General features: G+C 73.0%; 25 protein-coding genes and 1 riboswitch. Of the genes, 15 read left to right on the top strand and 10 right to left on the bottom strand.

Annotated features, from left to right (window positions below; genetic code table 11):
- The first annotated feature begins 59 nt into the window (after positions 1–59).
- The 6 genes from IEX42_RS05265 to IEX42_RS05240 are packed head-to-tail and all read left to right on the top strand — an operon-like array spanning position 60 to position 4,030.
- Positions 60–1,118: an SIS domain-containing protein gene (locus tag IEX42_RS05265; protein ID WP_229660611.1), complete on the top strand. Its 1,059-nt coding sequence runs from the start codon at positions 60–62 to the stop codon at positions 1,116–1,118.
- Positions 1,119–1,352, top strand: coding sequence for a PTS sugar transporter subunit IIB (locus IEX42_RS05260; protein WP_188778854.1), 234 nt, complete (start codon positions 1,119–1,121; stop codon positions 1,350–1,352). It begins immediately after the preceding gene.
- The gene (locus tag IEX42_RS05255) at positions 1,349–1,798 is read left to right on the top strand and encodes a PTS sugar transporter subunit IIA (protein WP_188778853.1); all 450 of its coding nucleotides are present in this window, start codon (positions 1,349–1,351) and stop codon (positions 1,796–1,798) included. The genes IEX42_RS05260 and IEX42_RS05255 overlap by 4 nt, the downstream gene beginning before the upstream one ends.
- Before the next feature lie 16 nt (positions 1,799–1,814).
- Positions 1,815–2,201 carry a DUF2256 and DUF3253 domain-containing protein gene (locus IEX42_RS05250; RefSeq protein WP_188778852.1) on the top strand — a complete coding sequence of 129 codons (387 nt, stop codon included), beginning with the start codon at positions 1,815–1,817 and terminating at the stop codon, positions 2,199–2,201.
- Positions 2,202–2,259: 58 nt separating this feature from the next.
- Positions 2,260–3,420, top strand: coding sequence for a dual-specificity RNA methyltransferase RlmN (rlmN, locus tag IEX42_RS05245; protein WP_188778851.1), 1,161 nt, complete (start codon positions 2,260–2,262; stop codon positions 3,418–3,420).
- Positions 3,421–3,445: 25 nt separating this feature from the next.
- On the top strand, positions 3,446–4,030 hold the full coding sequence (locus tag IEX42_RS05240; protein WP_188778850.1) for a class I SAM-dependent methyltransferase: 585 nt from the start codon (positions 3,446–3,448) through the stop codon (positions 4,028–4,030).
- Here the strand turns inward: IEX42_RS05240 and IEX42_RS05235 are convergent.
- The 7 genes from IEX42_RS05235 to IEX42_RS05205 form a co-directional block, all read right to left on the bottom strand.
- Positions 4,024–4,398, bottom strand: coding sequence for a nuclear transport factor 2 family protein (locus IEX42_RS05235; protein ID WP_188778849.1), 375 nt, complete (start codon positions 4,396–4,398; stop codon positions 4,024–4,026). The two genes, IEX42_RS05240 and IEX42_RS05235, sit on opposite strands and share 7 nt — an antisense overlap.
- A 71-nt stretch (positions 4,399–4,469) precedes the next feature.
- Entirely contained in the window at positions 4,470–5,819 is a 1,350-nt protein-coding gene (locus tag IEX42_RS05230) for an MFS transporter (protein ID WP_188778848.1), read from the bottom strand.
- Between the two features lie 35 nt (positions 5,820–5,854).
- Positions 5,855–6,907, bottom strand: coding sequence for an LOG family protein (locus tag IEX42_RS05225; RefSeq protein ID WP_229660610.1), 1,053 nt, complete (start codon positions 6,905–6,907; stop codon positions 5,855–5,857).
- Positions 6,908–6,917: 10 nt separating this feature from the next.
- Positions 6,918–7,232, bottom strand: a complete 315-nt coding sequence (locus tag IEX42_RS05220) for a DMT family transporter (protein WP_188778846.1) — start codon at positions 7,230–7,232, stop codon at positions 6,918–6,920.
- A gap of 10 nt (positions 7,233–7,242) precedes the next feature.
- Positions 7,243–7,306, bottom strand: a riboswitch (guanidine-III (ykkC-III) riboswitch).
- A 39-nt stretch (positions 7,307–7,345) separates the two neighbouring features.
- Positions 7,346–8,824 (bottom strand): AF_0692 family protein, encoded by a 1,479-nt coding sequence (locus IEX42_RS05215; RefSeq protein ID WP_188778845.1) that lies wholly within the window; start codon positions 8,822–8,824, stop codon positions 7,346–7,348.
- On the bottom strand, positions 8,821–9,447 hold the full coding sequence (locus IEX42_RS05210; protein ID WP_188778844.1) for a TetR/AcrR family transcriptional regulator: 627 nt from the start codon (positions 9,445–9,447) through the stop codon (positions 8,821–8,823). Before IEX42_RS05210 ends, IEX42_RS05215 begins: the two co-directional genes overlap by 4 nt.
- A 39-nt stretch (positions 9,448–9,486) precedes the next feature.
- Entirely contained in the window at positions 9,487–10,320 is an 834-nt protein-coding gene (locus tag IEX42_RS05205) for a serine protein kinase RIO (protein ID WP_188778843.1), read from the bottom strand.
- A 317-nt stretch (positions 10,321–10,637) separates the two neighbouring features.
- Between IEX42_RS05205 and IEX42_RS05200 the strand changes: the two genes are divergently transcribed.
- The gene (locus tag IEX42_RS05200; protein ID WP_229660609.1) at positions 10,638–12,779 is read left to right on the top strand and encodes a S9 family peptidase; all 2,142 of its coding nucleotides are present in this window, start codon (positions 10,638–10,640) and stop codon (positions 12,777–12,779) included.
- A gap of 122 nt (positions 12,780–12,901) precedes the next feature.
- On the opposite strand, the gene IEX42_RS05195 is transcribed toward IEX42_RS05200, so the two are convergent.
- Complete coding sequence (locus IEX42_RS05195) at positions 12,902–13,735, bottom strand: sigma-70 family RNA polymerase sigma factor (protein ID WP_188778842.1); 834 nt, start codon at positions 13,733–13,735, stop codon at positions 12,902–12,904.
- 89 nt (positions 13,736–13,824) lie between these two features.
- Here IEX42_RS05195 and IEX42_RS05190 point away from each other — a divergent pair, with 89 nt between their 5' ends.
- Entirely contained in the window at positions 13,825–14,058 is a 234-nt protein-coding gene (locus IEX42_RS05190) for a DUF1059 domain-containing protein (protein WP_229660954.1), read from the top strand.
- Between the two features lie 99 nt (positions 14,059–14,157).
- Here IEX42_RS05190 and IEX42_RS05185 read toward each other — a convergent pair whose 3' ends face one another.
- Together IEX42_RS05185 and IEX42_RS05180 are read right to left on the bottom strand one after the other, a co-directional pair.
- A complete protein-coding gene (locus IEX42_RS05185; RefSeq protein ID WP_188778839.1) occupies positions 14,158–15,129 on the bottom strand; it encodes an aldo/keto reductase in 972 nt (323 codons plus the stop codon).
- Positions 15,129–16,031 carry an aldo/keto reductase gene (locus IEX42_RS05180; RefSeq protein ID WP_188778837.1) on the bottom strand — a complete coding sequence of 301 codons (903 nt, stop codon included), beginning with the start codon at positions 16,029–16,031 and terminating at the stop codon, positions 15,129–15,131. The genes IEX42_RS05185 and IEX42_RS05180 overlap by 1 nt, the downstream gene beginning before the upstream one ends.
- A 391-nt stretch (positions 16,032–16,422) precedes the next feature.
- Here IEX42_RS05180 and IEX42_RS05175 point away from each other — a divergent pair, with 391 nt between their 5' ends.
- The 7 genes from IEX42_RS05175 to IEX42_RS05145 all read left to right on the top strand — a co-directional run bounded on the left by IEX42_RS05175 (position 16,423) and on the right by IEX42_RS05145 (position 23,898).
- On the top strand, positions 16,423–17,196 hold the full coding sequence (locus IEX42_RS05175) for a siderophore-interacting protein (RefSeq protein WP_188778835.1): 774 nt from the start codon (positions 16,423–16,425) through the stop codon (positions 17,194–17,196).
- Positions 17,193–17,858 carry an AMP-binding protein gene (locus IEX42_RS05170; protein WP_188778834.1) on the top strand — a complete coding sequence of 222 codons (666 nt, stop codon included), beginning with the start codon at positions 17,193–17,195 and terminating at the stop codon, positions 17,856–17,858. The genes IEX42_RS05175 and IEX42_RS05170 overlap by 4 nt, the downstream gene beginning before the upstream one ends.
- A gap of 10 nt (positions 17,859–17,868) precedes the next feature.
- Positions 17,869–19,314 (top strand): aldehyde dehydrogenase family protein, encoded by a 1,446-nt coding sequence (locus tag IEX42_RS05165; RefSeq protein ID WP_229660608.1) that lies wholly within the window; start codon positions 17,869–17,871, stop codon positions 19,312–19,314.
- Entirely contained in the window at positions 19,311–20,417 is a 1,107-nt protein-coding gene (locus tag IEX42_RS05160; RefSeq protein WP_188778832.1) for a 1-deoxy-D-xylulose-5-phosphate reductoisomerase, read from the top strand. The genes IEX42_RS05165 and IEX42_RS05160 overlap by 4 nt, the downstream gene beginning before the upstream one ends.
- A complete protein-coding gene (locus IEX42_RS05155; RefSeq protein ID WP_188778830.1) occupies positions 20,414–21,748 on the top strand; it encodes a M50 family metallopeptidase in 1,335 nt (444 codons plus the stop codon). Before IEX42_RS05160 ends, IEX42_RS05155 begins: the two co-directional genes overlap by 4 nt.
- An 89-nt stretch (positions 21,749–21,837) precedes the next feature.
- On the top strand, positions 21,838–22,992 hold the full coding sequence (ispG, locus tag IEX42_RS05150) for a flavodoxin-dependent (E)-4-hydroxy-3-methylbut-2-enyl-diphosphate synthase (RefSeq protein WP_188778828.1): 1,155 nt from the start codon (positions 21,838–21,840) through the stop codon (positions 22,990–22,992).
- Positions 22,993–23,052: 60 nt separating this feature from the next.
- On the top strand, positions 23,053–23,898 hold the full coding sequence (locus IEX42_RS05145) for a GNAT family N-acetyltransferase (protein ID WP_188778826.1): 846 nt from the start codon (positions 23,053–23,055) through the stop codon (positions 23,896–23,898).
- Positions 23,899–23,928 lie beyond the last annotated feature (30 nt).

Below are 23,928 nucleotides of genomic sequence, written 5' to 3'. Positions count from 1 at the left end.
TGGTCCGTACCAGTGAGGATGATCCGCGCCACAGTGCAGCGGTGTCAAGAGGAGTGCACGTGACGACGCAGGCGGCGACCCGGATGGCCACGGAGATGGCCGAGCAGCCCGACGCCTGCCGGCGCACTCTCGAGGCGCTGGTGCCGCTGCGGGCCGAGATCGTCGCGCGGTACGCCGGCCGCCGCCGCGTGCTGTTCGCCGCGCGCGGCAGCAGCGACAACGCGGCGATCTACGGCCGCTACCTGCTGGAGACCCACGCCGGCGTCTCCGGCGCTCTGGTCTCGCCCAGCGTGGCCACCCACTACGGGGCTCGGCTGGACCTGTCCGACGCGCTGGTCGTGAGCGTGTCGCAGTCCGGGGCGACCGAGGAGATCGTCGCGACCCAGGACTGGGCCCGTGAGTGCGGCGCCGCGACCATCGCCGTGGCCAACGTCGCGGACTCGCCGCTCGTGGAGGGTGCCGACCTGGCCCTGGTCACGCAGGCCGGGCCGGAGGTCGCCGTGCCGGCCACGAAGTCGTACCTCGCCCAGCTGGTCGCGATGGCCGTCCTCGGCACCGCGCTGGCGCCGGATCCCGACGCGCTCGACGACGACCTGGCCCGGGTGGCCGGTGAGGTCGAGCGGCTGCTGTCCGCCGACGTCGCTGCCGCGGTCGACGTCCTGACCTCGACGTCGTACGCCGTGGTCTCGGGCCGCGGGCTGATGATGGGCACCGCGCTGGAGACGGCGCTGAAGCTGGAGGAGACCTGCCTGCGGCCGGTGCGCGGCTACTCGTACGCAGACTTCCGTCACGGCCCGATCTCCGTCGTCGCCGACGGGACCGCGGCCGTGCTCGTCTCGGCGGCCGACGGGCCGATGGTGACGCCCATGACCGAGCTCGCGCGCGACCTGTCCGCCCGCGGGGCGCAGCTGATCGGCATCGGCGGGGACGCGGCCTTCGCCGACGCGCTCGACGTGGCGCTGCCCGGACCGGACCTGCCGGAGACGCTGGCGCCGATCGGGAGCATCGTGACCTCCCAGGTGCTGGTCGAGCGGCTCGCCCACGCGCTCGGACTGGACCCCGACAACCCGCGCGGCCTGGCCAAGGTCACCGCGACCGAACCACCCAAGGAGCAGTAGATGGCAGACAAGGCAGCACAGATCCTCGCCGGGCTCGGCGGCGCCGACAACGTGGTCGAGATCGAGCCGTGCATCACCCGGCTGCGGACCGAGGTCCAGGACGGGTCGAAGGTCGACGAGAAGGCGCTCAAGGCCGCCGGTGCCCACGGCGTGGTGCTCTCCGGCAACGTTGTCCAGGTCGTCGTGGGGCCCGAGGCCGACACGCTGGCCGAGGACATCGAGGACCTGATGTGAGCCTCGCGGTCCTCGCTCCCTGCCCCGGCTCCGTGCTGCCGATGGACGAGGTGCCCGACCCGGTGTTCGCCGGCGGCATGGTCGGTCCCGGCGTCGCCATCGACCCCACACCCGGCGAGACCACCGTCGTCTCGCCGATCGCGGGCCGCGTGGTCAAGGTGCACCCGCACGCGTTCGTCGTGCTCGGCGAGGGCGGGATCGGCGTACTCGTCCACCTCGGCATCGACACCGTGAAGCTCGACGGCAAGGGCTTCGAGGTGCTGGCGACGGAGAAGAGCACCGTCGAGGCCGGCGACCCGATGGTGCGCTGGGACCCCTCAGCGGTGACCGCCGACGGTCTGTCGCCCGTGATCCCGGTCGTGGTGATGGAGGCCCCGAAGGACTCCGTCGCGGTCGTGGCCGACGGCGACGTCGCCCCTGGGGACCTGCTGCTCACCGTCGGCTGAGGGCATCCTGGGTGGGGTGAGCACCCCGGAGCCCAAGACCTGCGCGTCCTGCGGACGCCGGGTCGAGTGGCGCAAGAAGTGGGAGCGGGACTGGGAGAACGTCCGCTACTGCTCCACCGCCTGCCGCAAGCACGGGGTCACCGACGTCGACCGAGCCCTCGAGCACTCGATCCTCTCGCTGCTCGACCAGCGCGGGGGCGGCAAGTCGATCTGCCCCTCCGACGCCGCCCGCGCGGTCGGCGACCGCGACGGGTCCGGCGGCGGCTGGCGCGACCTGATGGAGCCCGCTCGCCGCGCCGCGCGTCGCCTCGTCGCCGAGGGAAGGGTCGAGATCACCCAGCAGGGCGCGGTCGTCGACCCGTCGCTCGCCAAGGGGCCCATCCGGATCCGCCGCACCCGCTGAGGCGTCGCATCCTGCGTGTTTGGGATGCGGAACGGCCCGGTGGGAGACTAGGGCGGTCATGAGTACCTCCGTCCTGCCTCCCGAGGGCCCGAACGACGAGCCGGTACGCCAGCTTCCGCTGGTCTTCGACCCGCCCAAGGGGCGCGGCAAGCCGCCGAGGCACCTGGCCGACCTGGACCTGGCCGAGCGGGTGGCGCTGCTGACCGAGAAGGGGCTGCCGGGCTTCCGGGCCAAGCAGGTCTCGCACCACTACTTCGCGCGACTGGCCACGAGGCCCGAGGAGATGACCGACCTCCCGGCGGGCACCCGCGACGAGCTGGTCTCGGCGCTCCTGCCGGACCTGATGAGTGCCATACGCACCCAGGAGGCCGACGGCGGCACCACCCGCAAGACGCTGTGGCGGCTCTTCGACGGCGCACTGGTCGAGTCGGTGCTGATGCGCTACCCGAGTCGTACGACGATGTGCGTCTCCTCGCAGGCCGGCTGCGGGATGGCCTGCCCGTTCTGCGCGACCGGCCAGGGCGGGCTGCAGCGCAACATGTCGACGGCCGAGATCGTCGAGCAGGTGCTGGCCGGATCGCGCGCGCTCGCCAACGGCGAGGTGCCCGGCGGACCGGGGCGGGTCTCCAACGTGGTGTTCATGGGGATGGGGGAGCCGCTGGCCAACTACAAGGCGGTCGTCGGCGCTGTACGCCGCCTCACCGCACCGGCCCCCGACGGCCTGGGCATGTCGGCGCGCGGCGTGACGGTCTCCACCGTCGGGCTCGTCCCGAGGATCCGCCAGCTCACCGAGGAGGGCATCCCCGTCACCCTCGCCCTGAGCCTGCACGCGCCCGACGACGAGCTGCGCAACGAGCTGGTGCCGATCAACACCCGCTCGAGCGTCGCCGAGACCGTCGACGCGGCGTGGGACTACGCCCGCGTCACGAAGCGCCGCGTGTCCATCGAGTACGCCATGATGGCCGGCATCAACGACCAGGCCTGGCGTGCCGACCTCCTCGCCGACGTGCTCAACGCGCGCGGCGACTGGGGCTGGGTGCACGTCAACCTCATCCCGCTGAACCCGACTCCCGGCTCGCGGTGGACCGCCAGCGAGCCCGCCGACGAGCGTGAGTTCGTACGCCGGCTCGAGGCCAAGGCGATCCCCACCACGGTCCGCGACACGCGCGGTCGCGAGATCGACGGGGCGTGCGGGCAGCTGGCCGCGAGTGACGCCTGACCCGCAGGAGTCCTACGGCGACTCCGTGACAGCGACGTACGACGAGACCCGCGGCGGGGCCGAGCGCGCTGCGGCAGCCGCCGTCGAGGTCGCCGCGCTCGCCTCCGCACGGGGCCGTTGCCTCGACGTTGCCGGCGGGACCGGCACCGTCGCGGCGGAGCTGACGGCTCTCGGTCACGACGTGGTCGTGGTCGATCGGAGCCGCTCGATGCTGGCGCTCGCCGCGCAGCGGCTGCCCGGCCGGACCGTCCTGGCCGACGCCGCTCGGCTGCCGATGCCCCCAGGCTCGGCCGACCTGGTGCTCACTCTCTGGCTGCTGCACCTGCTGCCCGATCCGGTGGCGAGCCGCGTGGTCGCCGAGGTGGCGAGGGTGCTGGCGCCCGGTGGCACCTGGGTGACCTCGGTCGACAAGGCGGACTCGCACGGGAGGGGCGGTGCCGACGAGCCGGATGCGGAGCACCGCGTGGCGGAGCGGGCCCGTGCGCTCGGGCTGTCGCCGGTCGGCACCGCGCACTTCCGGGGGCGCACCCGCTGGGGAACGGCTGCCGGAGGCGACGTCGCGACCTTCCGCCTCGCGGCGTTCGCGCCCGGGGAGCCGGTAGGTCAGTAGCGTTCGGAGGAACCCTCCCGCTCGGGTGGCAGGTCGTACGGCTGCGGCCACCAGTCCTGCATGGAGCGGATCAGGCCGTCCTCGCCCATCTCGAAGAAGCAGATGCCGGTCATCTCCTCGGCACCGACAAGGGCGTCGACGCGGCTCACCGCCCCCGACCCGCCGGCCACCACGGTCGCGACCGGGACGTGCCAGTCGCCGGGGTAGGCGCTCATGTACGCCACCAGCGCCTCGCGCCCGCGGATCCGTTCGCGGGTCTGCGGCGCCTCGTAGACGACGTCGGTCGCGAGAGTGGCGGCGTAGCCGCGCCAGTCCCGCGCCTCGGCGCACGCCCAGTGCCGGCGGACGGTGGTCTCGTGGTCGCTCATGCTCCGACGCTAGGACTCAGCACCGACCTTTGTCCTGCCCGCCGCATCCCGGCGGAGTGCCGGGTGCGACCTCAGGCCGGGTCGGCGACCACCGGGCGGTCGGCGACCGCGTCGTACCTCCAGAACGAGCGGACCGCGAGCCCGACGACGAGGACGACGACCGCGCAGGCGATCCCCCCGCCGACCCAGGACACGGTCGCGGTGGTGGCCGCCGCGGTCGCTCCGGCACGCACGTCGCCCAGGCGCGGTCCGCCCGCGACGACCGCCGTGAACACACCCTGCATCCGGCCACGCAGCTCGTCGGGGGCGTAGGTCTGCAGGATCGTCTGGCGGTAGACGGCGCTGACCAGGTCGGCCGCCCCGGCGACGGCGAGGAGCACGACGGCCAGCCACAGCGAGTGCGCCAGCCCGGACAGCGCGACCGCGACGCCCCAGCCGACGATGGCGACGACCAGCGCGCGACCCTGGCGGCGTACCTTCCCGATCCAGCCGCTGGAGAGCCCGGCGATGACCGAGCCGATGGCGATGGCGGCGTACAGCGGGCCGACCTGGCCGCCGAAGCGGTCGTCGGCGACGGCGGGGAACAGTGCGCGCGGCATGGCCAGCACCATCGCCACGATGTCGACGACGAACGACATCACGAGCACCGGGTTCTTGGCGATGAAGACGAGTCCTTCGAGCACCTCGCGCATGCCGGGACGCTTGGCGGGGCCGTCGCGGTCGGGCGGGATCGGCGGCAGGCGCAGCGCCGACCACAGCGCCGCGGTGAACAGCACCGCGTCGATGGCGTACGCGTACGCGAAGCCGCTCACCGGCCCCGGCAGCGCGATCACCAGCCCCGCGATCAGCGGGCCGGCCACCTGCCCGACGTTGCCGACGGTGAAGTTCAGCGTGTTCGCGGCGGGGACGAGGTCCACCGGCACGATCCGGGGGATGATCGCGCCGCGCGCCGAGGAGCTGGTCGCGAAGGCCGCCGACTGGACGGCGACGAGCCCGAGGATCAGCCACACGCCGTCGATGCCGACCAGGGTCTGCGCGAGCAGCGCGAGAGTGACGACCCAGGTGATCACCGACGCCCCGAAGTAGAGCCGGCGCCGGTCGACGACGTCGGCGATCGCGCCGCCGTACAGCCCGAACGCGACGATCGGGACCAGGCCCGCGAGCCCGACGAAGCCGACGTAGAGCGAGGACCGGGTGATCGCGTACACCTCGACCGGCACCGCGACCTGGGTGAGCATCGAGCCGATGAAGGAGGTCCCCTGCCCGATCAGCAGGCGCTTGTACTCGGGGATGCGCAGCGGCCGCGTGTCGACGGCCTGTCCCCGGAGCAGGCTGCGCCAGGTCCGGGCCTGCTCGGGCGCGTCGTCGGGCTGCGGGGCGGGATCGGGGCTGGGGTCGTGCGGCTCGGTCTCGTTGCTCATGGCAACCGACATCGTGTCACCGCCGGACGGACAGCTCAGGCCAGCAGCGCCGAGACCTCCGCCACGTCGTCGACGAGGTGCACGGCCATCCCGCTCGCCCCGGCCTGCGCCTGGAGCAGCGGCCAGGCGGGCAGGGTCCGCGTCCAGTGCTCCACGCCGACGAGGACCAGCGCGACCACGTCGTCGGGTGCGGCGTAGTAGCTCTCACACGCCGCCTGGAAGATCTCCTGGACCGTCCCGGCCGACCCCGGGAGGAACACGATCCCGGCGCGGCACACGCGCAGGAGCACGGCCTCGCGGACGGAGTTGGCGAAGTACTTCGCGATCGCGCTCGCGAACACGTTCGGCGGCTCGTGGCCGTAGAACCAGGTGGGCACGCCCAGCGACTCGCGTCCCTCGTGGCGCTCGCGCACGTCGAGCGCCGCCCTCGCCCAGGCGCCGACGTCGTCGAACCCGGGCACCCGCGCCAGCGCGTCGACCGCCTGGCCCAGGTCGGTCCCCGGCGGCAGGTAGGCGCCCAGGTTCGCGGCCTCCATCGCCCCGGGCCCCCCGCCGGTCGCGACGGTGAACCGCGCAGCCAGCGCGTGGCCGAGCCGGCACGCGGCACGGTAGTCGTCGCTGCCCCGTCCGGCTGCGTGGCCGCCCATCACGCCGACGACCGACCGGCCGTCGACCCACTCCTCGAGCGCGTCGTCGATCGCGTGGTCGTGCAGCGCGGAGGCGAGCGTACGGGCGACCTCGCGCTCGCCGCGGTCCCAGGCGTACGCACGGGCGTCGAGCGTGGCGTCGTACCCGCCCTCCAGGCCGGCGTACAGCTCGTCGGCGGTGTAGAGGCGGGCCCGGTACGGGTCGAACGGCACGTCGGGAAGCGTGGGGAAGAGCACCGCGCCTCGACGTCGTACGTCGGCTTCGGCCTCGGGGAAGAGCCGACAGCCCAGGAACACCGCACCGGCGACATCGAGCCGGGCCAGGACGTCGGTCCGCGCGGTCAGGTCGACCGACTGCAGGCGCCAGCCGCGGGCGGAGGTCGCCCCGGCGCGGACCAGCGCGTCGAGCTGCTCCAGCGACTCGACCTCGACCACCCGCACGAGCGTCAACCTAGTGCGCGAGCTTCAGCCCGACGACGCAGCCGACCAGCCCGAGGAGCAGCAGCACCTTCACCACGCCGGCCGTCTCGTCGCCGGTGACCATGCTCCAGGTGACGGTGAGGGCGGCGCCGATGCCGACCCAGACGGCGTACGACGTCCCGCCCGGCAGCGTGCGCATCGCCGTCGCCAGCCCGGCCATGCTGGCCACGAGGGCGATGCCGAACACCACCGTCGGCACCGGTCGGGAGAACCCCTCGCTGCGACCGAGAGCCAGTGCCCACACCGCCTCCAGCACTCCGGACACCACGAGCACGACCCACGCCATGACGACTCCTCATGGCCGTCTTGTCGCGTGCCGGGTACGGCTCCCTCGTCCGGGCGGCCCGCTCGGACCGCACCAGAGCACGGTAGTGCCTCGAGGGGCCGGGGGTCACCCGGTCACCGTGCCGGGGGCGATCCTCGGTCTGCCGCTCCGCCGACCCGGCGGATCAAGAGAGCCAGCAGCACGACCTCGACGAGGCCGACGACGCCGAGCGCCGTCCGGTCCAGGGCCGTGTGCACCAGCGACAGCCAGCCGATGACGGTGTGTGCCACCAGGACGCCGGCGACGGCGGCCGTCGCGTGCAGGTCGGTCCACCCGGTCCGCGCGGTCCACCGCCGCCCGAGGACGGCCGCGCCGGCCAGCACCACGAGACTCGCGACCACGGCGACCCAGGACGCGTCCCCGCTCGGGGTCCACGCTGCGTGGTGCACGCCCGGCAGCGGCATCAGCAGCCCCAGGAAGACGAGCGCGGCCAGGCCGGCGAGCCCGCCGACGACGCCGGGGGAGGGGAGCGCCCCCGTCGTCCGCGCGGCCGGTCGCGGCGCCACCAGCGCCAGCCCGACGAGCAGCACGACCAGCACCGCGAGGACGGGGTACGCCGGCCACGGCAGCAGGTAGTCCGGGTCGGCCGAGAGCGGGATCAGCCGCAGCAGCCCCAGCCCGAGGACCGCGACGACCCCGGTGACCACCAGCGTCGGCCGCGCCAGCCACGGGCGGTGCGCGGCCGAGGGGACGACCAGCTCGGCGAGCCTGATCGGCACCGCGATGCTGATGACGGCGTGGTAGGTCAGCACCATCACGGCGTAGCCCACGTCGATGCCCCACGGCCTCGGGGTCAGGGCGGCCATGTCGGGGAAGATCGAGGGGCTGGTCAGCGACTGCAGCGCCAGCCCCTCCTCGAGCAGTCCGTAGCCGACGCCGAGGGCCAGGATGCTCGCCCAGCCGCCGCCGGTGCGTCGTACGACCTCGCGGACCAGCAGCGCGCCCCCGGCGTACGCGGGCCAGTAGAGCGTCAGCCCCGCGATCTGGCTGGCCCGCGTCGAGCCCCAGGAGAGCTCGGCGACGAGGGGGGCGAGCACGACCAGCAGCCACGCCGCCCGGTGGGCGGTACGGGAGGCCGCGGTGGGTGCGGGGAAGGCGAACAGGCGGCGTACGGCAGGGCGCGTCGCGGCCCGGAGCACGGCGAGCACGACCACGGCCTGCAGGCCCATCAGCGCCGAGAGCCAGACCGGGTAGTGGGCGCCGATCGCGAACCAGCCCAGCGAGAGCAGCTGCGCGACGGCGACGATGACCGTGCGCCGCCAGCCGCGCTGCGAGCGCTGGCGCAGCCTGCGGATGAACAGCGGGTAGAGGATCGCCACGGCGACCGCCGGGCCGGGCCGCGACCACAGGTCGGTCGACAGTGCTGCCCGTGACCGGGTGGAGTGCGCGGCCTGGTGGTCGACGATCGCGCCGTGGAGCAGCAGGGTGAGGGCGGCGACGAGAAGCCCGAGACCGAGGTTGACCAGCATCAGCCGGATCAGGCGGTCCAGCGCTGCGGGGTCGCCGGTCCGGTCCGCGTCGTGGTGCGTGGCGGTCGACTGCGTCGTGCTCATGCGTTCCTCCTGTGCGGTGTGGGTGCTGGACGCGTGGCGCGGTCGAAGAGCCCGACGAGCTCCTCGGCGTAGTGGTCGAGGTCGGTGTCGGGTCGCATGCGCAGCTGGAACGCGATGCTCTCCAGCGAGCGCTGGACCGCCGTCGCGGTGACGGTCGGGTCGAAGTCGCCGAAGATCCCGGTGGCCTGGCCGTCGCGGAGCACCTGCTCGACCCGGCCGACCGCGGTGTCCTCCTGCCGGGCGTCGTAGACCTCGGCGTCGCTCTCGTGGCCGTGGTGGAGCACCAGCTCGGTGAGCACGCGCATCTCGGCGCGGTGGGTGTCGTTGAGCGCCACGGTGCTGCGGATGTAGGACGCCAGGGCCTCGCGCGGGTCGGCGAGATCGGTCAGCCGCTTGCCGAGGAAGTCGCCGATCACGGCGTACACGCGCCCCAGCACCGCCTCCACGAGGTCGTCCTTGTCGGCGAAGTGGTAGGAGATCATCCGCGTCGAGGACAGGCCCGCGGCCTTCGCGATCCGCGCGAACGTGCACGCGGCGTACCCCTGCTCGGCGACGAGGTCGATCGCCGCCGCGACGATCTGGTCGCGGCGGGCCTGGTTGGTGACCGATCTGCTTACCTGCACGAGTAACAAGTTACTCGTACGAGTAACAGTGTCAATCCCTCACCACGCGGCCGCGATCAGCTCCGCGAACAACGCGTCGGCGTCGACGTCGAGGCCACGGGCGGCGAACCACGCGCAGACGTGGTGGCAGTCGCGGAGCAGGAACTCGCTGCCCTGCGGGTTCGCGACCAGGTCGACCGCCTGCGGCAGGTCGATCACCACCAGGCGGTCGCCGGCGGCGAGCAGGTTGTACGGCGAGAGGTCGCCGTGCACCCAGCCCTGCTCGGCCATCGCCCGCATCGCCTCGCGCAGCTGGTCGAAGTACGACGCCAGCCGGGCGTGCCCCGGACGCTCCCGCGCCAGGCGCGGGGCGGGGGCGCCGTCCTCGTCGAGCACCAGCTCCATGAGGATCTCGGTGCCGTCGATCTGCACGGGGTACGGGACCGGTACGCCCAGCAGCCAGAACCGCTTGAGCTGGTCCCACTCCGCACTCGCCCACTGGCCGGCCGCGGCGGCGCGGCCGAACGCGCTGCCCTTGGCGATGGCGCGGGTGACGCGGGAGTCGCGCACACGACGGCCCTCGGCGTATTCCTCCCCGCGGCGGAAGCTGCGGTGGTCCTGGTCGCGGTAGCGCTTGGCGGCGAGGACGACGGTGCCGTCCTTGCCGCTGCGCTCGAGGAGGCTCACGTCGCCCTCCTTCCCGGTCTTGAGGACGCCGAGGTCGGTGTCGACGGCGCCACGGTCGAGCACGACCCAGTCAGGGACGGGCTCGGGTCCGCGGCACAGCGGCTCGACGTCCCAGTACGACGTCAGCCGGCTGCCGTCGGGGACGTCGACGACCTCCCAGTCGAGGGTGAAGTCAGAGGAGGGATGGTCGGCGGGGTCGGTGCTCACAGGTGCTCCAGGGGAGAGAAGGGGTGGGGGTGGGGCCGACGACGGTCATGGCGTCGCTCCTCTCTCCTGGGTGTGTGTGGGTGGGTGGGTGCGGGTGGTCTCGACGTCTCGTTCGCTGCGCTCACGTCGGGCTCGACCACGCGCGGGTGGTCGAGCAGTGAGCGCCCGTGTGAACGCGGGTGGTTGAGCAGCGAGCACGTCGGGTGGTTGAGCAGCGAGCGCCAGCGAGCGCGTCGAAACCACCCGCGGCACGCCGCCACCGTCGCCCCGGCCACCGCCGGGCGCAACGGAGTTTCGGCTCGCCCTAGGCTCGTGCGGTGCCCGACGACATCACCGGACCTCCCCAGGCCAAGCGCGTACCCCACGAGCGGACCCACCACGGTGAGACCGTGGTCGACGACTACGAGTGGCTGCGCGAGAAGGAGTCGCCGGAGACGACCGGCTACCTCGAGGCGGAGAACGCCTGGACGGAGGCCTCGACCGCCCACCTGTCCGACCTGCGCCAGTCGGTCTTCGACGACATCGCCGCGCGCACCAAGCAGACCGACCTGAGCGTCCCGACGCACGTGACCCACCGTGGGGCCGACGGGTCGGTCAGCCGCTGGTGGTACTACGGCCGCACCGTCGAGGGGCAGCAGTACGGCATCTCCTGCCGGGTCCCCGCGACCCAGGGCAGCACCCCGCCCGACCCCGAGGGCGGGCTGAGCGACGAGCAGGTGCTGCTCGACGGCAACGTCGAGGCCGGCGACAGCGCCTTCTTCTCGCTCGGCGGGCTGGACGTCAGCCGTCGCGGCGACGTGATGGCGTACGCCGTCGACGACACCGGCGCCGAGCGCTACACCGTCCGGTTCCGTGACCTCGCCACCGGTGAGGCGCTGCCCGACGTCATCGAGGACGTCATGGGCGGTGTCACCTGGACGGCCGCCGACGACCACGTCCTCTACACCCGCGCCGACGACGCGTGGCGGCCGTACGTCGTCATGCGGCACGCCCTGGGGACCGCGAGCGAGGACGACGTCGAGGTGTTCCGCGAGGACGACGAGCGCTACTGGCTCGGCGTCGGCGAGAGCCGCGACGGCGAGTGGTTGATGGTGGGCGTCGGGTCCAAGATCACCTCCGAGGCGTGGCTCCTGCCGGCCGACGACCCGACGGGCGAGCTGCGCTGCGTGGCACCGCGCCGCGAGGGTGTCGAGTACGACGTCGAGCCGGCCGGTGACCGGCTGCTGGTCCTGCACAACGACGGCGCCGAGGACTTCGAGCTGGCCGAGGCGCCGCTCGACGCGGGCTCGCACGAGCAGTGGCAGCCCGTGATCGCCCACGAGCCCGGCCGGCGGCTGACCGGCGTCGACGCCTACGAGGGCCACGTGGTCCTGGGGCTGCGGCGCGACGGGCTGACCGCGGTGCGCGTCATCGGCCGCACCGCCGACGGCGACCTCGGTGAGGGCGCCGACCTGGAGTTCGAGGAGCCGGTGCGCAGCGTGGGCGCGTACTCCTCTCCCGACTACGACGCCACGTCGGTGCGGCTGTCGTACACCTCGCTGGTCACGCCGCCGGAGGTGCTCGACCACGACGTGGCCACCGGCGAGCGGCACCTGCGCAAGCAGCGCGAGGTGCTCGACCACCCCGAGCACGGGGCGTACGACCCGGCCGACTACGTGCAGAGCCGCGAGTGGGTGACCGCGCCGGACGGCGTGGCCGTCCCGGTCTCGTTGGTGCGCCGCAAGGACGTGCCGCTGGACGGCAGCGCACCGTGCTTCCTCTACGGCTACGGCTCCTACGAGGCCTCCATGGACCCGTACTTCTCGGTGCCGCGGCTCTCGCTGCTCGACCGCGGCTTCGTCTACGCGATCGCGCACGTGCGCGGCGGCGGCGAGATGGGCCGGCGGTGGTACGAGGACGGCAAGACGCTGACCAAGAAGAACACCTTCACCGACTTCGTCGCCGTCGCCCGGCACCTCGCCGCCGAGGGCTTCACCTCGGCCGACCGGCTGGTCGCGCGGGGCGGCAGCGCCGGCGGGCTGCTGATCGGCGCGGCGGTCAACCTCGCCCCGGACGCGTTCGCCGCGGTGCACGCCGACGTCCCGTTCGTGGACGCCCTGACCACGATCCTCGACCCGTCGCTGCCGCTGACGGTCATCGAGTGGGACGAGTGGGGCGACCCGCTGCACGACCCCGAGGTGTACGCGTACATGCGCGGCTACTCGCCGTACGACAACGTCGAGGCCACGCGCTACCCGGCGATCCTCGCGACCACCAGCCTCAACGACACCCGGGTCTACTACGTCGAGCCCGCCAAGTGGATCGCGAAGCTGCGGACGCTGGCGGAGAACGACCCGCACGAGATCCTGCTGAAGACCGAGATGGTGGCCGGCCACGGGGGAGTGAGCGGCCGGTACGACGCCTGGCGCGACGAGGCCTTCGCCCTCGCCTGGCTGATCGAGCGGGCCGGCGCGGCCTGACGACGGTGGCCCGGCCGTGCTGAGGTACCTCGTCTGCCCTGGCGGTGAGGGCGACCCAGGACGTCATACGAACGGGCTGCTCTGGCGACCAGGTCGTATGACGTCCCGCTCCGGTGCCGCGCTCACCGGTCGCGGCGCTCCCTCCGCTCGACGCTCGCCAGGACGTCGGGGTCGGCACGGAAGGCGATGCGGACCACCAGCCCGTCCACGACGGTGAAGTCGAAGGCGACGCGGGTCTCGCCGTGGTGGATCCAGGCCGCACCAGGACGACCGTCGACGCGTGCGGGGAAGGCCGCCTTGGCCGCGCCGTCGAAGAAGGTGGCGACGGGCTCGCGGCCCTCGATCAGCGACGGCGTCCCCATCGCGACGGCCGCGGCGTCACCGACCACGACCGCGTCCGGAGCGAGGAGCGCGAGCAGGCGGGTGAAGTCGCCCTGCCGCGCAGCGGCCAGGAAGGCGTCGACGACGGCCCGGTCCGAGCGTCCCTCCTGGTCGTGAGCCGTCGCCGCGACCTTCGTACGAGCGCGCGAGGCGAGCTGGCGGGCGTTCGCCGGGCTGGTGCCGAGGATCTCTGCGACCGTGGCGTGCGCGATGCCGAAGGAGTCGTGCAGGACGAAGGCGACCCGCTCGCGCGGCGCGAGACGGTCCAGCACGACCTGGAGCGCCACCCCCACCGTGTCCGCGAGGAGTACCTCCTCGTCGGGGGTGGGGCCGGGCTCGACGGTGGGCGGCTCGGCGTACGGCCGAGGGGCGCGGGCCCGCAGCCGGTCCAGGCACAGCCGCGTCGTCACCGTCGTCAGCCACCCGGGCAGGTTCTCGATCTCCGAGGCGTTGTCGTGCAGGCGCAGCCAGGCCGTCTGCACGACGTCCTCGGCCTCGTCCGTCCCCCCGAGCACGCGTGTGGCGATGCGCAGCAGGCGAGGCCGCTCGATCTCGAAAGCCTCGGTCCGGTCCATCGGTGTCACACCTTCGTCGTGGGCGTCGTCATGAGGGTGACGCACGAACGGCGTGCGGTGTGACACGAGAGGACCACGACGTGAGGACGATGACCTGCCGCGACCTCGGGGGACCCTGCGGGACCGAGCACCACGGGGAGAGCGCCGACGAGGTGATCAAGGCCCAGGACCGCCACCTGCGGGACGCCGCCAGGGGCGGGGACGCAGCGCACGTACCGGCGCACGAGGAGATGAGGGGCCGCTGGAAGCACCCGGTCGCGTCGATGGGGTGGTACCGCGACGTCAAGAGGGCGTTCGCCGCTCGGCCCGAGACGTCGACCTGAGAGATGAGGAGCGTTGAACGGGCACGACGACGGTGTGCATGCCGCACCTGCGCGGCGCGTGCCCGTTCATCGGTGGGCGAGCCCAGTGGTGCTGGTCGCTCAGCGGTGCCCGGCGATGGCGTGGGGGACGTACCCCTCGCTCAGCTCGGTCAGCTCGTCCTCGCTCAGCTCGAGGTCGACGGCGGCGACCGCGTCGGCGAGGTGCTCCGGCTTGGTGACGCCGACGATCGGCGAGGTGACGGCGGGCTGGTGCAGCAGCCAGGCCAGCGCGACCTGGGCCGCGGAGACACCGCGCCGCTCGGCGAGCGCGAGGACCGTCGCCACGATGTCGGCGTCCTCGTCGCGGTAGAGCGTGCCGCCGAACTCGTCGGTCTCGGTGCGGTTGGTGTCGGTGTCCCAGGGGCGGGTCAGCCGACCGCGCGCCAGCGGGCTCCACGGGATGACCCCGATGCCCTGGTCCTGGCACAGCGGGAGCATCTCGCGCTCCTCCTCGCGGTAGATCAGGTTGTAGTGGTCCTGCATCGACACGAACGGCGTCCAGCCGTTCTCGCGGGCGACCTGCTGGGCCTTGGCGAACTGCCAGGCGTACATCGAGGAGGCGCCGAGGTAGCGCGCCTTGCCCGAGACGACGACCTCGTGCAGCGCCTCCATCGTCTCCTCGATCGGCGTGTCGTAGTCCCAGCGATGGGTCTGGTAGAGGTCGACGTAGTCCGTTCCCAACCGGTTCAGGCTGGCGTCGATCTCGTGCAGGATCGCCTTGCGGGAGAGCCCGGCGCCGTTGGGACCGGGACGCATCCGCTGGAACACCTTGGTCGCGAGGACGACGTCCTCCCGGTCGGCGTGCTTCCACAGCGCCCGGCCGGTGAACTCCTCGCTGGAGCCGCCCGAGTACACGTTCGCGGTGTCGAAGAAGTTGACCCCCGCCTCGAGCGCCGCGGCGACGGTCTCGTCGGCGAAGCCGGCGTCCTTGACCCACGGGTGACCCCCGCGCTCGGGGTCACCCCAGCTCATGCAGCCGATCGTGATCCGGCTGACCTCTAGCCCGGTGCCTCCCAGTTTGGTGTACTGCATCAGGCTGCCTCCTCCTCGGCCTTGCGGCCGGCCTGCTCGAGTGCGTCGTACTCGTCCTCGGTCAGCTCGATGCTGGCGGCGGCGGTGTTGTCGACGACGTGGTCGACGGACTTCGTGCCCGGGATCGGGAGGACGACCGGCGAGCGCTCGAGCAGCCAGGCCAGGGCGAGCTGAGAAGCGCTCGCGTCGTGGCCCTTCGCGATCTCGGCCAGCGGGCCGGAGTCGGCCGACAGCTTGCCGGTGTTGAGCGGGAACCACGGGATGAAGCCGATGCCGTGCGCGGTGCAGTGGTCGAGCAGCTCCTCGGACTGGCGGTTGGCCAGGTTGTAGAGGTTCTGCACCGAGACGATCTCCGCGGTCTGCTCGGCCTCCTTGAGGTCGGCGACGGACACCTCGGAGAGGCCGATGTGGCGGATCTTGCCCTCGTCCTGAAGCGCCTTGAGCTCGCCGACCTGGTCGGCGACGGGGTACGCGGGGTCGATGCGGTGCAGCTGGAACAGGTCGATCCGCTCCAGCCCGAGGCGGCGCAGGCTCATCTCGACCTCCTGGCGGAGGTACGCCGGCTGTCCGAGCGGCGTCCACACGCCCGGGCCCTGCCGGGTCAGCCCGGCCTTGGTCGCGATCACGACGTCGTCGGCGTACGGATGGAGGGCCTCGCGGATGAGCTCCTCGGAGACGTACGGCCCGTACGAGTCGGCGGTGTCGATCAGCGTCACGCCGACCTCGACGGCCTTGCGCAGCACCGCGAGCGCGGTGTCACGGTCTGCGGGCGGGCCCCACACCCCCTCGCCGGGCAGCTGCATCGCGCCGAAGCCGAGGCGGTGGACGGGCAGGTCGCCGCCGAGCGTGAAGGTGCCGGAGGCGGCGGCCAGGTTCTGGGTGTCGGTGCTCTGAGAGGTCACGTACGACGCAAGGCGATCGACGGGGGAGGTTGTTCCCGAGGTGGTCGAGCAAGCGCGCGTCGAGACCCCGGCTCCGGTGGCGGGTGGTCTCGACGTCCTCGCTCGCTGCGCTCGCGTCGGGCTCGACCACCTGGCTGGCGTGGGCTCGCTGCGCGCGTCGGGCTCGACCACCTGGCTGGCGTGGGCTCGCTGCGCTCGTGTCGGGCTCGACCACCTGGCTGGCGTGGGCTCGCTGCGCTCGTGTCGGGCTTGACCACCTGGCTGGCGTGGGCTCGCTGCGCTCGTGTCGGGCTTGACCACCCGGGGTGGTCGAGCAGCGAGCGTCAGCGAGCGCGTCGAGACCCGGTGAGGGGCGCTCGAGGCGTGACCACGGCCGACTTAGGGTTCCTACATGACCCAGGCACCTGTTCAGCGCGGCCGTCGGGAGCGGCCGGTCACCACGTTCACCGTCACCGGGACCTCCCGCACCAGCCCCGGGCTCGTGCGGGTCGAGCTGCGGGCCGACGACGCCGAGGCGTTCGCGGAGCGCTTCGGCGCCAGCGCGTACACCGACCGGTACGTCAAGCTCGCGCTGCCGCAGCCGGACGGGACCGAGGTGGTGCGGACGTACACCGTCCTCGAGCCGGACCCGGCGACCGCGACGATGGCGATCGAGTTCGTGGTGCACGGGGACGAGGGGTACGCCGGGCCGTGGGCGGCCCGCGCCGAGGTGGGGGACAGCCTGGGCATGCGGGGCCCGGGCGGGGCGTACGCACCGGACGTCGACGCCGACTGGCACCTGCTGGCAGGGGACGAGGCGGGGCTCCCCGCGATCCGTGCGGCCTTGGCGGCGCTCCCGGCGAGCGCGACCGCACGCGTCGTCCTCCTCGCGCCCGAGGACCACCACGTCGACCTTCCGACGACCGACGACACCGAGGTCACCTGGGTCACCGACGACCTCCCCGGCGCGGTGCGTGCGGTGGAGTGGCTGCCCGGCCGGGCGTACGCGTTCGTGCACGGAGAGGCCGACGCCGTGATGCACGGGGTCCGTCCCTACCTGCTGAAGGAGCGCGGGCTGCCGCGTGCGGACGTGTCGGTCTCGGGCTACTGGCGCCGGGGACGCACCGAGGAGGGCTTCCGCGACTGGAAGGCCGAGCTGCGTGCGTCCGAGGGGGACGACGGGTGAGTCAGGGGGCGAGCGGGGACCTGACCTGGTTCAAGCGGCCCGGGGACGACCAGCCGGGGACCCTCAACGCGTCCTACCAGCTGCTGGACCGCGCGATCCTCGACGGTCGGGCCGAGGAGGAGGCGCTGCCCGGCACCAGGGCGGCGACGCTGCTGGAGCGGGTCGGTGCGTTCGCCGGCGTGCTGCGCGGCTTCGCGCTGGTCCCCGGTGACCGGGTGCTGCTCGACCTGCCCGACGGGGAGGAGCTCGCGGTCGCACTGCTCGCAGCCGTTCGACTCGGGGTCGTCGCGGTCCTGCTGCCGCCCGGGTCGCCGGACCTCGCCGCGGCCGTCGACAGCACCGAGCCGGGGGTCGTGGTCACCGCCGACGACGTGGCGGTCGGCCTCGCCCTGGCCGACGCCGAGCACGAGCCCGGCGCGGTCGTCGTGCTCGGGCAGAGCGCGGGAGTCGCCGTGCCGTGGGACGTCGTCATGCGCGCGGGGCGTACCGACCCCGCCGGCTGCGCGGACCTCTCGCCCGACGCGCCGGCGCTGATCCTCTGGCCCGGGGGAGGGGACGAGCGGGCGACGGTACGGCTGACCGGCGACCTCGCCGCAAGGCTCGCGGCGCTGGGTCCGGCGTACGACCTGGGGGCGCTGCTGGGGGCTTTCCGCTCGGCCTAGGTTGGACCCCGTGACTGAGAACCGGATGCCCAACCTGATCGCCGGCGAGCGCGTGCACGGCGACGACGTGCTCGACGTGACCCACCCGTACGACGGCTCGCCCGCGGGCAGCACGACGTACGCCACGTCCGACCAGGTCGAGCGGGCCGTCGCGCACGCGGCCGCCATCGCACCCGAGGCGGCCCGGCTGCCGATGCACGTACGGGCCGACGCCCTGCGCGCGGTGTCGGAGGCGATCAAGGCCCACACCGACGAGCTGGCCGCCTTGATCACCGCCGAGAACGGCAAGCCGATGCAGTGGTCGCGCGGCGAGGTCGGCCGGGCGGTGTCGGTGTTCCGGTGGGCGGCCGAGGAGACCCGCCAGGAGTCGGGCGAGGCGATCCGGCTGGACTCCGACCCCGGCGGCGAGGGCCGGCTGGCGTACGTCCGACGCGTCCCGCGCGGTCCGGTGCTGGCGATCAGCCCGTTCAACTTCCCGCTGAACCTGGTCGCGCACAAGCTCGCCCCGGCCGTCGCCGTGGGGGCGCCCGTGGTGCTCAAGCCCGCACCGAAGACCCCGCTGTCCGGCATCCGGCTCGGGGAGCTCATCGCCGAGGCCGGCGCGGAGCACGGGCTGCCTGCGGGCATGGTGCAGGTGGTCAACGTGAAGAACGAGGACGCCGGGTCGCTCACCGAGGACGAGCGGCTGCCGGTGCTCAGCTTCACCGGCTCCGGTCCGGTCGGCTACTCGATCCGCGACCAGGTCCCGGGCAAGCACGTCACCCTCGAGCTCGGTGGCAACGCGGGCGTGCTCGTGGCGGCCGACGCCGACCTGGACCACGCGGCGAAGCGGATCGCGATGTTCTCCAACTACCAGGCCGGGCAGTCGTGCATCGGCGTGCAGCGGGTCTTCGCCGAGCAGGCGGCGTACGACGTCTTCAAGGACAAGCTGGTCGCGCAGGTCGAGGCGCTGGTCACCGGCGACCCGAAGGACGAGGACGTCTTCGTCGGCCCGCTGATCGACGACGCCGCCGCCGACAAGGTCGAGCAGTGGGTCGACGCCGCGGTCGAGGCCGGGGCGACCGTGCTGACCGGCGGGGTGCGCGAGGGGACGACGTACGCCCCGACCGTGCTCGAGGGCGTGCCCCACGACGTGCAGGCCTGGTGCGCGGAGATCTTCGGCCCCGTGCTCGTCGTCGAGCCGGTCCCGGACGTGGAGACCGGGTTCGCGGCGATCAACGACTCCGACTTCGGGCTGCAGGCGGGGGTCTTCACGACCGACATCGCCACGGCCTTCCGCGCCCACCGCGAGCTGGAGGTCGGCGGAGTGGTGATCGGCGACGCGCCGTCGTACCGCGCCGACCAGATGCCGTACGGCGGCGTCAAGGACTCCGGCGTCGGGCGCGAGGGCATCCGGTACGCGATGGCCGACTTCACCTACGAGCGGGTGATGGTCCTGACCGGCCTCGACCTGTGACCCGTCGCGACGTCGTCGTCCTGGGCTCCACCGGCTCGATCGGCACCCAGGCGCTGGAGATCTGTCGCCGCAACCCGGACCGGTTCCGGGTGGTCGGGCTGACCGCCGGCGGCGGCCACCCGGATCTCTTCGCCGAGCAGGTCGCCGAGTTCGCGCCCGCCTTCGAGGGGCTCGGTGAGGAGGCGTCGGTCGAGGCCGCCGGTCTGGAGTGCCACACCGTGCTCAACGGCATCACCGGCGCCGTCGGGCTGCGGCCGACTCTGGCCGCGCTCGAGGCGGACAACGTCTTGGCGCTGGCGAACAAGGAGTCGCTGATCATCGGCGGTCCGCTCGTGCTGGACCGGGCGGCACCGGACCAGATCGTGCCCGTGGACTCCGAGCACAGCGCGCTGGCGCAGTGCCTGCGCGGCGGCCGCGCAGGCGAGGTGCGCCGACTCGTCCTCACCGCCTCCGGTGGCCCGTTCCGGGGCCGTACGCGTGACGAGCTCGCGGACGTGACCGTGGACGAGGCGCTCGCCCACCCGACCTGGGACATGGGCCCGGTGGTGACCATCAACTCCGCGACCCTGGTCAACAAGGGGCTGGAGGTGATCGAGGCGCACCTGCTCTTCGGCGTGCCGATGGACGACATCGTCGTCGTGGTCCACCCGACCAGCGAGGTGCACTCGATGGTGGAGTTCCACGACGGCTCGACCCTCGCGCAGGCCGGTCCGCCGACGATGCTGATCCCGATCGCGCTCGGCCTGTCCTGGCCGGACCGGGTCGCCGACGCCGCGCCGCCGATGGACTGGACGCGGACCCAGACCTGGGAGTTCCTGCCGCTGGACGACGAGGCGTTCCCGGCGGTGTCGCTGGCCCGGCGGGTCGGCGCGGCCGGCGGGACCGTGCCCGCGGTCTACAACGCCGCCAACGAGGTGTGCGTCGCCGGGTTCCGCGACGGCACGCTGCCGTTCACGGGGATCGTCGACGTGGTGACGCAGGTCGTGGGGCTCGCCGACGTACGCTCCACCCCCGAGGGGCTCACCGTCGACGACGTCCTCGCCGCCGACGCCTGGGCCCGTGCCGAGGCCACCCGCCTGCTCGAGGAGCTGCCCCGCCCATGACCGTGATCGCCTACGTCCTCGGCGTCCTCCTCTTCGCCGTGGGCGTCGCGGTCTCGATCGCGCTGCACGAGTTCGGCCACCTGATCCCCGGCAAGCTGTTCAACGTCCGGGTCAGCGAGTACTTCGTCGGCTTCGGCCGCACGATCTGGTCCAAGCGGATCGGCGAGACCGAGTACGGCCTCAAGGCGATCCCGCTCGGCGGCTACTGCAAGCTGATCGGGATGCTGCCGCCCGACGAGCGCCGCGGCACCGAGGACGAGCAGGACGCGCAGGAGGGGGAGCGGGTCCGCTCCCGCAGCACCGGGATGTTCAGCCAGCTGATGGACGACGCCCGCTCCGCGGAGTACGAGCTGGTCCAGCCCGGCGACGAGGACCGGATGTTCTACCGGCTGCCCTGGTGGAAGCGCGTGATCATCATGGGCTCCGGGGTCGCGGTCAACCTCGTGCTCGCGGTGATCCTCTTCGGCGCGGTGTTCATGGGGCACGGCGTGCTGGTCGCCAAGCCGCAGGTGCAGGCGGTCTCGCAGTGCGTGATCGCGGTCCGTGACGGGGACCAGACGCGCGAGTGCACGTCGGCCGACCCGCAGTCGCCGGCCGCGAAGGCGGGACTGCGCGCCGGCGACGAGATCACCGACTTCAACGGCACCCGGATCACCGACTACGCCCAGCTGCAGAAGCTGATCCGCGGCAACGGCGACGGCGCGGCCCGGCTGGGCGTCGTCCGCGACGGCGAGCGGCTCACCCTCACCACCGACACCACCGTCTCCGCACGGCCCGACCCGGACGACCCCGAGACCGTCTCGCGGGTCGGGTTCCTCGGCATCACGCCCGTGCAGGAGACCGAGCGCCAGGGGCCGGGGTACGTCATCGACACGATGTCGTCGGCGACCTGGCAGACCCTGAAGACGCTGGGCCGGCTGCCCGTCGAGGTCTACCACGTCGGGAGGGCCGCGCTCGGCCTCGAGGAGCGTGACCCGGAGGGCCCGATGAGCGTCGTCGGCGCGGGCCGCGTCGCGGGCGAGATCACCTCGCAGCAGCAGACCCCGGTGGTCGACCGGTTCTTCTCGGTGGTCCTCATCATCGCCGGGCTGAACCTCTTCCTCGGCCTGTTCAACCTCGTCCCCCTGCCGCCCATGGACGGTGGGCAGATCGCCCCGACGCTGTACGAGGCGCTGCGCCGCGGCTGGGCCAGGCTGCGGCGGCGTCCCGACCCCGGCTTCGTCGACGCCGCGAAGCTGCTCCCGCTGACGTACGTGATGGCGACGCTGATCCTCGTCGGCTCGGTCGTCCTCATCCTCGGCGACATCCTCGCTCCGGTGACGCTGCAGTAGTCGGGTCGTGTGCTGCAGCGGTCGCCCGGGCGACCACCACAGCACACGAGGCTGCGTCCGGTGGCCGGGCGCGTCGTACGCTCGGAGGCATGACCGCTGTGTCCCTCGGCATGCCCGCCGCACCCCCGCCCGTGCTCGCGCCCCGCCGGGAGACCCGGCAGATCAAGGTCGGGTCGGTCGGTGTCGGCAGCGAGTCGCCGATCTCGGTGCAGTCGATGACGACGACCCTCACCTCGGACATCAACGCGACGCTGCAGCAGATCGCCGAGCTGACCGCCGCCGGGTGCGACATCGTGCGGGTCGCCTGCCCGAGCCAGGACGACGCCGACGCCCTGCCGGCGATCGCGACCAAGTCGCAGATCCCGGTGATCGCCGACATCCACTTCCAGCCGAAGTACGTCTTCGCCGCGATCGAGGCCGGGTGCGCGGCGGTCCGGGTGAACCCCGGCAACATCCGCAAGTTCGACGACCAGGTCAAGGAGATCGCCCAGGCGGCGCAGGACCACGGCACCTCCATCCGGATCGGCGTCAACGCGGGGTCCTTGGACAAGCGGCTGCTGGAGAAGTACGGCAAGGCCACCCCCGAGGCGCTCGTCGAGTCCGCCAAGTGGGAGGCGAGCCTGTTCGAGGAGCACGGCTTCCGCGACTTCAAGATCTCGGTCAAGCACAACGACCCGGTCGTCATGGTGCGGGCGTACGAGCTGCTCGCCGCGGAGGGCGACTGGCCGCTGCACCTGGGCGTCACCGAGGCGGGCCCGGCCTTCCAGGGCACGATCAAGTCCTCGGTCGCGTTCGGCCACCTGCTCAGCCAGGGCATCGGCGACACCATCCGCGTCTCGCTGTCCGCGCCGCCGGTCGAGGAGGTGAAGGTCGGTCTGCAGATCCTGGAGTCGCTGAACCTCAAGCCGCGGCGTCTCGAGATCGTCTCCTGCCCGTCGTGCGGACGCGCCCAGGTCGACGTCTACAAGCTCGCCGAGGAGGTCACCGCAGGCCTCGACGGGCTCGAGGTCCCGCTACGGGTGGCCGTGATGGGCTGTGTCGTCAACGGCCCCGGCGAGGCCCGAGAGGCCGACCTCGGCGTGGCCTCGGGCAACGGCAAGGGGCAGATCTTCGTCAAGGGCGAGGTCATCAAGACGGTGCCGGAGAAGGACATCGTCGAGACCCTGATCGAGGAGGCCATGCGCATCGCCGAGGGCATGGAGGTCGTCGACGGCGCCTCCGTCGAGGTCAGCGCCGGCAGCTGAGTCCGCCCCCACCACCGAGGCCGACCCGCACCGCTGCTCGTACCCACTAGGCTCCGGCGGGTGCCGAGGGTTCAGCAGGGGGTCCGTGTCCTGGGCCCCGCCGATCTGCCCGAGGTGCTCGCGCTGCTCGAGCGGGACCCGGTCACGAACGTGTTCGTCGACTACCGCGTGCGTCTGACCCGGTTGGAGCCGCGCTGGCTGGGCGGCGAGGTGTGGGGCTGGTACGACGACGGCGTGCTCGCCGCGGTCTGCCACGCCGCGGCCAACCTGGTCCCCGCCGCCGCCGGCCCCGAGGCGCTCGCGGCGTTCGCGGACCGCGCCGCACGTGCGCCGCGGAGCAGCTCGACGGTCGTCGGACCCCGTCCGATGGTCGAGGAGCTGTGGCGGGTGCTCGGGCCCGCGTGGGGGACGCCGCGCGACGAGCGGTGGGAGCAGCCGCACCTCGAGCTCACCGGCCCGCCCGCCGTCGAGCCCGACCCGTTGGTGCGTCGCTCGGAGAGCGCCGACATCGCGGCCCTCTACCCCGCGTGCGTGGCGATGTACACCGAGGAGGTCGGCATCTCCCCGGAGGCCGACGGCGGCCGCGAGCTCTACCGTGCCCGGGTGACGCAGCTGGTCAACCGGGGCTGGTCCTTCGCCCGGTACGACGGCGACCGGGTGGTCTTCAAGGCGGAGGTGGCCGCGGCGTCGCCGTACGCCTGCCAGGTCCAGGGGGTCTACGTCGACCCGAGCCGGCGCGGTGAGGGGCTGGCGGCCGGCGGCATGGCCGCCGTCGTGGAGATCGCACGCCGGGAGATCGCGCCGACGGTCTCGCTGTACGTCAACGGCCACAACGCGCCCGCGCGCCGGGCGTACGAGCGGGCCGGGTTCGCGCAGACGAGCACCTTCTCGACGCTGATGTTCTGAGGGCGACGGGGCACGCCCTAGGGTCGTCGC

The organism is Marmoricola endophyticus, from assembly GCF_014644415.1.
Classification (GTDB): Bacteria; Actinomycetota; Actinomycetes; order Propionibacteriales; family Nocardioidaceae; genus Marmoricola; species Marmoricola endophyticus.
The sequence above is the reverse complement of the archived record's forward strand: the minus strand, read 5'-3'. Positions and strand labels throughout refer to the sequence as shown.